Source organism: Natronobacillus azotifigens, from assembly GCF_026805325.1.
Taxonomy (GTDB): domain Bacteria; phylum Bacillota; class Bacilli; order Bacillales; family Amphibacillaceae; genus Natronobacillus; species Natronobacillus azotifigens.
Genome location: NZ_JAPRAT010000013.1, coordinates 46,980 through 59,472 on the forward strand (window position 1 = coordinate 46,980; position 12,493 = coordinate 59,472).

Genomic DNA, 12,493 nt, shown 5'->3' on the forward strand with positions numbered 1-12,493 from the left:
TTCCTCCTCATAGTTTTCCCTCAAGAGCCGAGGCAAAAGAACCTATCTCTATAATAAGATAAAAGCGCTTCAATTTAAACGGATATTCTTTTAGAGCTGTCAGAAATACAACGTATTTTACTATTCAAATGATAAACAATTAAGCTAAAATACAAATAAGTGATCAAATGGAAACAATCATTAATTCAAAATTTAAGCTGAAGGAGTGGTTTACGATGTTAAACGAATGGATCACATCAGCAGACGGTACACTGATTTATCTCTACTATTATGATGTAAAAAATCCAAAAGCAGTCTTACAATTTGCTCATGGAATGGGAGAACATGCGGGCCGATATCATGATTTTTTCACATTTTTACAGTCAAAAGGGATAAGGGTTGTTGCTAATGATCATCGGGGACATGGTAAAACCGGTGAAAAAATGGGTGTGATGGGGTTTTATCCCGGAGCAACCGTCCGTAAGACTCCCACTTCAAAACAAGGAGAATCACAAGTTGTTTAAGTGGGAGTAACGGACGCTACCACCCCGAATGGTTCAACTAACAATCAGTGGGGGGATATCTAAAAACCCCCACTGATTGAAGTTTCACTTTATGCGGAAAAAGCAGGTTTTGAAACCGCGGTTGATGACTTGCGGTTGATTCATAATCTTCTCCAGCAGGATCACCCTTATGTTCCTCATATTATGATGGGACATAGTATGGGGTCTTTTCTTGTTCGTCGGTACATGCAAAAATACTCTGATGATAAGCAAGCGGTGATTTTATCTGGAACAGGTTATCATCGAGGATTGGTTGGTAAAGCTGGCATGATGCTTGCAAAACTTGAAACGATTATCTTCAGTCCAACACATAAAAGTAAGTTGATGAATAAGTTGAGCTTTGGACAATATCAGAAACATTTTCAGTCTGGAAGCTGGCTTAGTCGCGATAAAGCAGAAGTTTCCCTATACAATGAAGACCCATTTAGTGGTTTTATTTCTACAAGCCAGTTTTTTGTTGATCTATTATCTGGTATTGACACGTTGCATAAACCGTCAGAATTAAAGAAAGTAAATACAAATACCCCCATGCTTTTTATTAGTGGCGCTGAAGATCCTGTAGGCAACTTTACTAACGGAGTAAAGAAAGCGATTCGTGACTATGAACAAGTTGGCGTTAAAACAATCGATGTGATTTTCTATGAAGACGCTAGACACGAACTGACCTTTGAGAAAAATCGCGATGAGGTCATTAATGATATCTATAACTGGATCAAAACGGTTTACTAGCAGATTAAGCGGTGCCTGTCACCGCCCGAATTATGTCGAATGGTAGAGGGAGCTAACATTTTGAATCCTTCAAAGGCTTAATCAGCGATTGGTGTGAATAAATCAGTGAAATACACCCTAAATACCCTAAAGCACCAATCAACTGATAGAAGTTTAACATGATGCTAACTTTTCCTTCAACCAAGTTCTTCTCTAGACATCCTCCTTATTTATCCTCGAAATCCTAAACATGCCCTGTAACATTTCTCCATCTAAGTAACAGTTCAAATACTAAGAATAATCGCAACTTTTTCCTCACGTTAATTTTTTACCCTTCATGTTAAAAATTCACCCGTGAATGCGCTTTCTTGTGTAAGCGTATTCAAATATACTCAAGTTGTAAGACAAAACAAGTTTCGAGAGGGGTTATACCATGTTAAAAAGAAGTAAATTTTTATGGGTATTATTAATTGGAGCATTTGTAGGTTTTCTACTTGTAGGTTGTACAGAGGATCCAACATCTAGTGACGGAAACGATAACAATAATACAGGGGAAACGACAGATGAAGGCGGTAATGGTTCAGGAGAGATTAACGTAGGGATTGTTCTTCCTACACGTGACGAGCCACGTTGGGTTCAAGATGAGCAACGATTTAGAGATGCACTTGCTGATTCGGATTATACAACGGAAATTTTATTCAGCCAAGGTTCATCCGCTAACGAACTACAAAACGTTCAAACACTTATTAACCGTGGTATTGACGTATTAATTATAAGCCCGCATGATGGCGATGCTGCTGGTGCCGCTGCTAGAGCAGCAAGTGATGAAGGTATTACAGTAATCTCTTATGATCGCTTAATTACAAATACAGATGCGGTAGATTATTATGTAACATTTGATAGCTTTGCAGTAGGAGAAGCGCAAGGGCAATACTTAATTGACCATGCAGAAGGTACTGGAGTTCCATTATATCTATATGCCGGTGCTTCTTCAGATAACAATGCGTTCTTATTCTTTGAAGGTGCGTGGTCTGTATTACAACCAAAAATTGAAGATGGTACATTTGTGATTGCGAACTCAAGTGCTGCCGAAGAATTATCGGATAAAAATGAATTATCTCGCGATGAATTAGGACGTATTTTAGGTCAAGTTACAACAAACTGGGATCCAAATGAAGCGATCAATAGAGCGCAAACACACCTTACATCAGCATCTGAAGATTTAAAGGGTGATGTTTCGATTCTAGCACCAAACGATGGTACAGCACGTTCAATCGCTGATATCTTTGGTGGCGATAATGAGATCACAAGCTATGTCATTACTGGTCAAGATGCAGAGATGGCATCGATCCAATACATTATTGATGGTAAACAATCCATGACGGTATTCAAAGATGTACGTCTTTTAGTTGAAGATGCAATGGGAATGGCCGTTTCCATTCTTGATGGTAATACACCAGAAACAACTGGATCTTATGATAATGGTTCTGTTGATGTAGCAGCAATGCAATCAGAGGTTATCGTAGTGGATCAAGAAAGTGTTCAGGAAGAATTAATTGATTCTGGCTATTATGATGCAAGTGATTTTACTGGTTTAGAATAAACAAAAAAAACGGAAGTGGCTACGAAATAGTGATCTTTGTTCCGAAGCAACCGTCCGTATGACTACCACTTCAAAATAACTAGAAAATTAAAGTTGTTTAAGTTGGGGTAACGGACGCTAGTATCTGAATGGTTCAAGAGTTTTAAGCCATCCTTTTGGACTATCAATCAGTGGGGAATTATTTGAAACCCCCACTGATTCACTGTATCACTATTTCGTCCATTTCTAGTGTGCAATGAAGGTGGAGTGATTATGGCGAAAACAATATTAGAAATGCATAATATCACGAAAACATTTCCCGGTGTAAAGGCATTAAGCAATGTTAATTTTAAGGTTGAAGAAGGTGAGATTCACTTTCTCGTTGGAGAAAATGGAGCGGGTAAATCAACCTTGATGAAAGTACTTAGCGGGGTATACCCATATGGGGAATATGATGGCGACATTGTGTATCAAGGTAAGGTGCAACAATTTAATAAGATTAATGATAGTGTTGATGTTGGGATTGCAATCATTTACCAAGAACTTGCACTCTTCCCAGATTTACCGGTTTATGAAAATATCTATTTGGGCAATGAGGTTAAACAGAATGGTGTGATTAATTGGAATCAAACCATCGTCAAAGCGAAAGAAATGTTAAAGAAGGTAAATCTAAAAGTAAATCCTGAGGTTTTAATTAAAGATTTAGGTGTAGGGAAACAACAATTAATTGAAATTGCAAAGGCATTAAGTAAAGATGTGAAATTGTTGATTTTAGATGAGCCCACAGCTGCTTTAAATGAAGACGATAGTGAAAATCTATTGGAGTTAATAAAGGAACTAAAGAAACAAGGAATTACGTGTATCATGATTTCTCACAAGTTAAAAGAAGTTGTCGCAATTGCGGACAAAGCGACGGTCTTGCGTGATGGGGAAACGATTTGTACCCTTGATGCGAAAAAAGGAGAAATTAATGAACGAACGATTATTAAAAACATGGTTGGTCGTGAAATGAACAATATTTACCCGGAGCGGGAAAATAAGAAAATCGGCGATACCATATTAGAGTTGCACAATTGGTCAGCATATGATTCCCAACTTGGTCGTCATGTGGTGAAGGATGCCAATTTGCATTTACGAAAAGGGGAAATAATCGGTATTGCTGGATTGATGGGAGCTGGAAGAACAGAACTCGCCCTCAGTATGTTTGGTAATCCGAAACAATATAAATTAACTGGTGATTTAATCGTTAATCAACAAAAGAGAAACTTTAAACACACAAGTGATGCGATTAAGGAAGGCATGGCTTATGTGACCGAAGATCGGAAAGGTAATGGTCTATTTTTACTTCAAAATATTACGAATAATGTCTCTGCAGCTAAATTAAAAGGGATCGCCAATAGCGGGATCATTAATGATAACGAGGAAATAAAAGTTGCCGAACACTACAAAAAATCGCTCCACATTAAAGCTTCTTCGATTGAACAAATGGTAGGAAAGTTAAGTGGTGGAAATCAACAAAAAGTATCTTTAGGAAAGTGGTTGTTTGCAGGCCCAAATATATTAATCCTTGACGAACCAACACGGGGGATCGATGTTGGTGCAAAGTTCGAAATCTATTCTGTGATGAATGAATTGATTGATCAAGGCTTAAGTATTATCATGATTTCTTCTGAATTAGGTGAAGTTCTAGGAATGAGTGATCGTGTCTACGTTATGGCCGAAGGAGAAATCAAAGGTGAACTAAGCGGTGAAGAGGCGGACCAAGAAAAGATTATGGAACTTGCAACACAATAGGAGGCAGAATGATGAAAATTTTGAATGAAGCAAGTACATTAATAAAAGAAAATATACGTGATTATGGGATGTATATCGCTTTATTTGTGATCATGGTGACCTTTAACATGATGACAAATGGTGTGTTTATGTCTTCAAGAAATATTAGTAACTTACTAGATTCAGCAGGCTATATTGCTGTCCTTGCAGTTGGGATGACGCTCGTTATTGTGATTCGTCATATTGACTTATCGGTCGGTTATGTGGCCGGTTTTTTAGGGGCAATTGCAGCAATCTTATTGATGCAGCAAGGTTTACCAGTTTATATCGTTATTCCGATCATTTTGCTTTTAGGGATTGTGATTGGTTTAATGAATGGCTTCTTGATTGCTCAGTTGGGTATTCCCGCTTTCGTTGCTTCACTAGCAGGGATGTTGATTTTTCGAGGGGCTCTTTTGCAAGTAACAGAAGGTACCGGAACGATTATTGTGCAAAATGCTGCTTTTAACGCATTAGGAAATGGGTTTATCCCATCTCTAGGTCAAATCTTAGATCGTCATCTATTGACCTTGATTGTTGGTGGAATCGGTATAATATTCTATATTTATAGTGAATTAAGAACACGACATGACAAAATGAAATATAATTTTGAAGTAGTTTCGATAGGGATACTTGCTTTAAAGTTGGCGTTCGTATCAACTATTATTGGTTACATTACCTGGGTTCTTGCTGGCTATAATGGCTTTTCATGGACATTGATGATTGTCTTGTTTGTTACGATTGTTTATCACTTCATCTCCAATAGAACAGTACTTGGTCGTCAAATTTACGCTGTCGGTAGTAATCCCGAAGCAGCACATTTAAGTGGTATTAACGTAAAAAAAGTTACCTACTTAGTCATGGCGTCCATGTCGATGTTGGCTGCCTTATCTGGTATTCTTTATACCGCGCGTTTACAGTCTGCAACAACAACTGCAGGTATGTTGTTTGAGCTAGACGCGATTGCTGCAGCATATGTTGGTGGTGTGTCTTCTGCTGGTGGTGTTGGTAAAGTTACTGGTGCAATCATTGGTGCGATTGTTATGGCATCCCTAACAAATGGAATGAACTTATTAGGTGTAGGTATCTCGTATCAATATATGATTCGCGGTGGTGTATTAGCAGGCGCGGTAATCTTTGATGTATTGACACGAAAAAAAGGTAAATAGTAGAGGCGAGGAGTCGGTGGATTCCTCCCTCTTTTTGTAGTTTAGTAAGAGCTGAAGTTAACCGTTCATATGATTTCCTAACCAAAGCGGCAAGAAATGAATTGTTTAAAGGTACTACACCGGAAGCATCAATTGGTGGGAGAAATGTTTAATGTCACCCAGATGTAATGGGGCTGACCTTTTTTTAAAAAACATTAATCAACAAGTTCTTAACCAAATGTGAAGCGTTTACAGACTTGTAGGAATAGATATGGTAGAATATTTGTATTCTAGTGGAGTGAGGAGCTTATTATGATGAAAAAATATTTAACTACGATGTTTATGATTGTTTTTATCGGATTAATTTATTTTACAATAAGCTCATTTGCACGTGTACTAACTTTTGAATGGGAAGAACCCGCTCCGTTGAACAACATGGCAGAAGAAAAACGTCTTGTTTTGATAACTCAAGATATGGATACTCCGTTCTGGGGTTCCGTTGCTAGTGGGGCTAGGGCTCAAGCGGAAAGAGAAGGTGCAACAATTGAAGTACTTGGAAATTATGGACAAAACGATGACGATTTTTTGCAAAATTTAGAACTAGCGATTCATGCTAAAGTTGATGGCGTGATCATTCAAGGCCTTGATACAGAAGCGTTTAAAGAACTAACAAAAATTAAAGCGGCTTTTTATAGCATTCCGGTTATTACTATCGCTCAGGATGTACCCATGGAAGAGAGTTTACGTCGAACCTACGTTGGATCGAATCAATATGAAGCTGGACGACTATTAGCAGAACAAATGATACAGGACTTGAATGATCAAGCAGAAATTGTCCTCTTCTATGATAAGACCCTACCTTTTTTTCAGCGGGAGCGAATTCGAGGAATTGAATCTGTTCTATCAGCTTATGAGGATATTCATGTGATAATGGCAGAAACACCGAATCAAACAGATGGAATTATAGAGACTACACAACACGTGTTAAATCAATATCCATCGCTCGAAGCGGTCATCTCTGTTGATGCTAGTTTAACCGGAGGTGTGGTACAGGAGATTAGTCGGAGACGACAAGTAGATTCTGTTGGGATCTATACTTTTGATGAACATCAAGAGATTGCCCCTTTATTAGAAGCAGGGAAAATCAATGCACTCGTTAAGCAAGCACCAGAAGAGATGGGCAGATTAAGTGTGCAATTAATCTTTGAATGGTTGAATGGTGAAACCGTACCACTTGATTTTAACGGCTATCATACATCGATTGAGATCGTTATAGGAGAAAAAAATGCGCTCGATTAAACAAAAAGTACTGACACTAGCAGTGGTTGTCGTTTTGATTTTGCTGATCATTTGGACGTCACTTGCTTTTTCTAGTCGGCAAACCCAAAAACAATATAATGTTATTCTTGAGCGTTATTTGGTATTAAACGAAGTTAATACAGCAAGCCAACAAGTGATTACAGAATTAAACAATTTTCTAACAAATACAGAGGATGAACAAATACCCCGACTTAATCAATCGTTGCGTACGTTAACTTCTTTGGAAGATCAAATATTGACATTAGGTCACCAAGAGAATCAATATCAACTTAACAATTATCTTCATTTAATGGATAGTTTAGTTGAATCCGTTGAGCGAGCAATCAGCCTTCAACATCAACAGGATTTTGATCAAGCGCGCATTGAATTTACAGATGCGACACGGATTCAGAATTATATTTCAGATACGACCTTGTTTTTGCTTGATCAAGAATTAAGAACGTATGATAGTTTTTACCGAAGTATTATTGAACAATCTCGTGAATTAAATCAGTTTGGTATTTGGTTGCTATTGTTGTTAATATTCACAATGATCGTCGTCACGTATTTGTTTCAACGAAGTATTACCCATCCGATTCATCAATTAACAGAAGCAGCTAACGCACTTTCGCGAGGTGAACTCGACCAAGAGGTAAAGGTTGACGCGAATGATGAACTTGCTTTTTTAGCAAAAACATTTAATCGTATGCGGCTAAATATTAATCAATTAATTACGGAAATTCAACAAACAGCGCAACTCGAAAAGGAACTTCAAGAAAACAAACTATTATTACAAGAAAGTCAATTCAGAAGTTTACAAAGTCAGATTAACCCGCACTTTTTATTTAATACCTTAAATACAGTATCAAAGAAAGCATATTTGGAAGGGGCAATGGAGACAAGTGATTTGTTAGTTAATATTGCAGACTTATTGCGTTATAACTTAAAAAAGTTGGACCGTTCTGTTACGTTACGTGATGAACTCCGTTTGTTGAGACAATATATCGATATCCAAAAAGCTCGCTTTACGGATCGATTGATTTATGAAGAGTTGGTCGACGAAACGTTATTAGATACACCGATCCCTGCTCTTACCTTACAACCAATCATTGAAAATGCAGTAATTCATGCAGTAGAGCCATATGCTAGAGGCGGAACAGTGGCGCTCCGAATTTTTCAAGAAGGAAACAATGTTAGGGTGGAAATCAAAGATGATGGACCTGGAATGAGTGACGAGAAACAAACAGCATTATTGGAAGGGGAAATTGTTCCGAAAGAAGGTCATTCAACGGGGATTGGTTTTACTAATGTTATTAAACGGCTGCGCTTGTTTTTGAAAAAAGAAAATGTTGTCTATATTGATAGCAAAGAAATGGTGGGTACGAAGATTAGTTTATTATTGCCGCTGAACAAAGGGGGAGATAGTGATGATTAAACTGATGATTGTTGATGATGAAGAAGTGGAACGTTTCAGTATGGAACAAATTTTAACCCAGGGTTTTCAAGACATCAACATTCTCCAAGCGAGTAACGGTATTTCAGCGATTGAACTTGCGAAGAAAGAAGCACCTGATGTTATTTTAATGGATATTAAAATGCCAGAAATGAATGGGATGGATGCAATTAAGGCCATTAAAGCTATCCAACCGACCGTTAAGTTTATTATGGTCACTGCTTACGATACGTTTAGTTATGCAAAGGAAGCCATTAAGCTTGGTGCAAAGGACTATATCTTAAAGCCAAGTAAAATCAGTGAGATTCTCTCTACGGTAGGTGAAGTAATTGAACTTGTTGAAAACGAACGGAAGCTGCTAACAATAAAAGAAGAACAAATACGCCAGTTTGAACAGTCCAAACGAGTGATGGAACGGGATTTAGTCACGCAATTATTATTCGATCATGTGCATGATGTTCATGTATCTATGTTATTGGAATTACTAAATTTAGATGCTCCGGAGGAACTGTTTGTTTTTTTAGTGGTACTGGAAGAAGATGCGAGTGAACATTATCAAACGATTGTTGAACAAGTAAAAGCAATGGACAGGGTGTTTATTGGTTCTTTATATAAAAAACAATTACCGGTCATCGTATTTAGAAATGACCAATCCTATCGTGCACAGATGATGAGAATTGCTAAAGAACTTAAACGTTTATTTGAAAGCAAACTAAACGTCCATGCGATGATAGGTGTTGGAGGCGTTTTTCAACAGATCGATCAAACAAAACAATCTTATCGGGAAGCGTTAATTAGTGCGATGCGAGCGCAACGTAACTATCAAGTCCTGTTTCATCATGATCTTCCGAAAAGTGAGCAGCACTGTGAGAAAGTGTTTGATGATTACATTTCAGAACGTTTTTTTGATCAAGTTAGCTTAGGAAAGTGGGAAGAAATTAAAGAAGAGTTGACGAAGGTTATCGACTGTTATGAGACGGAACTCATGCCCCTTAATGAAGTGGAAAAACGTTTATTACAGCTTTTTTGGGTAATGGGCCGGACTTTAGAAGAGATGAATGTAGAGATTGATTGGGAGAAATATAGTTTTTCCAGTGATGATTATCAAACATTGGTGCAAGAAGTTCAATTGTACTTTGATCACTTGAATCGTGAGTATAAGAACTATTATCGGGAAAATGAAGTCGACAGCATGAAGAAAATTAAGCATTATATTATGCAACACTCAGATGAGGATATCTCGTTGGAACGTTTGAGTGAGCAAGTTCAATTAAGCCCAATCTATATTAGTAAAATGTTTAAAGAACGTCTCGGTATAAATTATATTGATTTTTTAACAGAATGTAGAATCAATAAAGCGAAACAATTACTGTCAGAAACCGAGTTAAGTATTAAATCGATCGCACTTGAGACGGGGTATCAAGATCCAAATTATTTTGGAAAAGTGTTTAAAAAGTTTACTGGTCTAACACCGAAAAAATATCGGGAAGCACTAATTCATAAACGGTAATTTTACTGTCTCATCGATTTTTGTTTGATTGATGAGCAAAGGTCTGTAAAACTCCCACTTCAAAACAACAAGATCAAATGAGTTAAGTATGAGCAACGCATGTCCGCATACTGGATGGTTCAACAAACAATCAGTGATGGGATACTTAAACCCTCCCCATTGAAATTTATGGATGCACGTAAGAGTATTGAGTTATGACGAATGATCTGTTTATTGATTGAAGTTTTACGGGTGATGAAATGGGCTAAACAGCAACGATGAAGAGGTGAAGAAGCATTGAAAAGGATAACATTCTTATTATTCGCGTCACTAATCGCAACTGTATTTTTACTGGGGTGTGAAGAGAACACGAAACCGAATGATTGGACGGATCAATCTGAAGTAGATCCTGAAGCTTCTACGGATGAGAAGCGACAAATTACTATTGGTTTATCGATGGATACGTTAATTGAAGAACGTTGGGAAAGAGACCGAGATATGTTTAAAGAAGCTGTTGAAGCCCAAGGTGCTGAAGTTGTGGTAAAAGCAGCAAACGGGAATGACGCCCTTCAGATTGCCCAAGCAGAAACGATGATCAGTCAAGGAGTCGATTTGTTAGTTTTAGTTCCGCACAATGCAGAAGCAGCAGCAACCATTGTCGGTCGTGCACAACTCGCAGATATTCCAGTTATTTCATACGATCGGTTGGTAAAGAATGCTAATGTAGATTTATACATTTCCTTTGATAATGAACAGGTTGGAGTATTGCAAGCAGAGGCGATGATCGATGTGGTACCACAAGGGAAGTATGCTTATATTGGCGGAGCAAGTACAGATAATAATGCGCACTTGATTAAAGAAGGAGTCTTTCGTGTCTTACAACCACTGATCGACCGTGGTGATATTGTAGTTGTCTATGATCAATGGACGGAGGCGTGGATGCCTATGCACGCGAAAGAGAATATGCGCGCAGCATTGGCAGCTAATGATAATGAAATTGATGCTGTGATTGCCGCCAATGACGCGACAGCTGGTGCTGTGATTGAAGCACTAACTGAAGTTGGGTTAAATGGTCAGGTTCCAGTTGCTGGTCAAGATGCCGAACTTCTCGGTGTGCAACGAGTCTTGTCTGGTGAACAATTAATGACCGTTTATAAATCGATCCGTTCGCTTACTGAACAAGCAGCTGATATTGCCGTTCGGATGGCAAAAGGTGAAGTGATTGAAACGGATATTAAAGTAAATAACGGTAAAAAAGACGTTCCCACCCTCTTCCTCACCCCGGTTACCGTCAATGCAGATAATATTGAAACAACAGTGATAGAAGACGGCTTCCACACCCATGAAGACATCTTTGAATGAAGGTGCCTGTCACCGCCCGTTTTTTGTCGAATAAAAATCCTGCTAGTAGGTTTTATAATCTAGGTGTGGGATTTTTATTTTGGTAAGATTATTTTTGATGATTTCCTTGTTCGTTGCAAGCTTTTCCAAAGCCTGGATGAATTGAAGTTAGGCATGATTTAGAAGGGAAGTAGTATGTGATAATGAATGAGCCAATCAAGCTATGGATAAGTTTTTATTTTGCAAGAAGGAATTTTGAGAAAAATGTCGAATTTAATCTCTTATTAAACAGAAAAAGGTGATTATGATCGACAATTTCATAAAAAATACTAAGAATATAAAGAGAGCTTGGGCACGTAAGCAGCTAAAATCGATGCTGCATTGGATCGCACTTTTGGTGTTTGGTTTATTATCGATCGCTCCTTTCCGAGTTGTCGTAATTACTGTTATTGGTATTAGTGTGATTGCTGCAATCATCAAAATACCTTCTTTACTAGTGATGGCTGGAATTGTTACTGCTGTATCGATCCTATTTCCACCATTAACGCTTATTCTGTCGATTATTTTCTTCCTAATGAAGATCAGTTACATTATCAATCACTATAAAGCGTTGTTATTTGGGGCAGGTCTAATCACCTATTTAATCTATATCTCAATTAATAACTATTATGCTGACTATTTCTGGAGTGCTTTGCGATTTGGTTATTATCTACCTACACCTTTGATCCAGCGAACTGTTTTACAAATGGTGGTATCAATGCTGATCATCCATCTGTTGCTTTATTTCCTTTATCGCAATAAATACACAACAAAAGAAGCGTTAATCATCATGAGTACTGTGCCATTATTTCTTTTACTTCTTATTCTTCCGTTTATACTGAACCAACTGGAGGAATTAAAAGACTTTCTTGATACGGATACATTTGATGAGTTTGAAGAGAATCAAATGGGGAGCACTACCTATAATCCCAATCCTGAACTACATACGGTGGAAGGTCATTACCGTACCAACTCTGACGGTTCTGTTTCCTACGTTCGTCCACATGTTCGAACCAACCCAGACGGTTTTAAGAGTAACAATCTAAGATAGGTGCCTGTCACCGCCCGAATTATGTCGGA

Annotated in this window: 10 protein-coding genes; all 10 read left to right on the forward strand. The window is 37.9% G+C overall.

Annotation, left to right across the window (positions count from 1 at the left end):
• Positions 1-215 precede the first annotated feature (215 nt).
• Positions 216-503, forward strand: a complete 288-nt coding sequence (locus OWO01_RS08020; RefSeq protein ID WP_268779926.1) for an alpha/beta hydrolase — start codon at positions 216-218, stop codon at positions 501-503.
• Positions 504-578: 75 nt separating this feature from the next.
• On the forward strand, positions 579-1,271 hold the full coding sequence (locus OWO01_RS08025) for a serine aminopeptidase domain-containing protein (protein ID WP_268779956.1): 693 nt from the start codon (positions 579-581) through the stop codon (positions 1,269-1,271).
• Positions 1,272-1,683: 412 nt separating this feature from the next.
• Positions 1,684-2,853 carry a sugar ABC transporter substrate-binding protein gene (locus OWO01_RS08030; RefSeq protein ID WP_268779927.1) on the forward strand — a complete coding sequence of 390 codons (1,170 nt, stop codon included), beginning with the start codon at positions 1,684-1,686 and terminating at the stop codon, positions 2,851-2,853.
• 252 nt (positions 2,854-3,105) lie between these two features.
• A complete protein-coding gene (locus OWO01_RS08035; protein WP_268779928.1) occupies positions 3,106-4,626 on the forward strand; it encodes a sugar ABC transporter ATP-binding protein in 1,521 nt (506 codons plus the stop codon).
• 11 nt (positions 4,627-4,637) lie between these two features.
• On the forward strand, positions 4,638-5,813 hold the full coding sequence (locus OWO01_RS08040; protein WP_268779929.1) for a sugar ABC transporter permease: 1,176 nt from the start codon (positions 4,638-4,640) through the stop codon (positions 5,811-5,813).
• 294 nt (positions 5,814-6,107) lie between these two features.
• Entirely contained in the window at positions 6,108-7,091 is a 984-nt protein-coding gene (locus OWO01_RS08045) for a sugar ABC transporter substrate-binding protein (RefSeq protein ID WP_268779930.1), read from the forward strand.
• Complete coding sequence (locus tag OWO01_RS08050; RefSeq protein WP_268779931.1) at positions 7,078-8,526, forward strand: sensor histidine kinase; 1,449 nt, start codon at positions 7,078-7,080, stop codon at positions 8,524-8,526. The genes OWO01_RS08045 and OWO01_RS08050 overlap by 14 nt, the downstream gene beginning before the upstream one ends.
• Positions 8,519-10,054 (forward strand): response regulator, encoded by a 1,536-nt coding sequence (locus tag OWO01_RS08055; protein ID WP_268779932.1) that lies wholly within the window; start codon positions 8,519-8,521, stop codon positions 10,052-10,054. Before OWO01_RS08050 ends, OWO01_RS08055 begins: the two co-directional genes overlap by 8 nt.
• Before the next feature lie 276 nt (positions 10,055-10,330).
• Positions 10,331-11,395: a sugar ABC transporter substrate-binding protein gene (locus tag OWO01_RS08060; protein ID WP_268779933.1), complete on the forward strand. Its 1,065-nt coding sequence runs from the start codon at positions 10,331-10,333 to the stop codon at positions 11,393-11,395.
• 352 nt (positions 11,396-11,747) lie between these two features.
• Positions 11,748-12,464 carry a hypothetical protein gene (locus OWO01_RS08065; RefSeq protein WP_268779934.1) on the forward strand — a complete coding sequence of 239 codons (717 nt, stop codon included), beginning with the start codon at positions 11,748-11,750 and terminating at the stop codon, positions 12,462-12,464.
• The last annotated feature ends 29 nt before the right edge of the window (positions 12,465-12,493 follow it).

Coding starts and splice junctions, on each gene's coding strand:
- OWO01_RS08065 (WP_268779934.1), top strand. CDS start 11,748: ATGCTGCATTGGATCGCACTTTTGGTGTTTGGTTTATTATCGATCGCT.
- OWO01_RS08055 (WP_268779932.1), top strand. CDS start 8,519: ATGATTAAACTGATGATTGTTGATGATGAAGAAGTGGAACGTTTCAGT.
- OWO01_RS08030 (WP_268779927.1), top strand. CDS start 1,684: ATGTTAAAAAGAAGTAAATTTTTATGGGTATTATTAATTGGAGCATTT.
- OWO01_RS08040 (WP_268779929.1), top strand. CDS start 4,638: ATGAAAATTTTGAATGAAGCAAGTACATTAATAAAAGAAAATATACGT.
- OWO01_RS08045 (WP_268779930.1), top strand. CDS start 6,108: ATGAAAAAATATTTAACTACGATGTTTATGATTGTTTTTATCGGATTA.
- OWO01_RS08020 (WP_268779926.1), top strand. CDS start 216: ATGTTAAACGAATGGATCACATCAGCAGACGGTACACTGATTTATCTC.
- OWO01_RS08035 (WP_268779928.1), top strand. CDS start 3,106: ATGGCGAAAACAATATTAGAAATGCATAATATCACGAAAACATTTCCC.
- OWO01_RS08050 (WP_268779931.1), top strand. CDS start 7,078: ATGCGCTCGATTAAACAAAAAGTACTGACACTAGCAGTGGTTGTCGTT.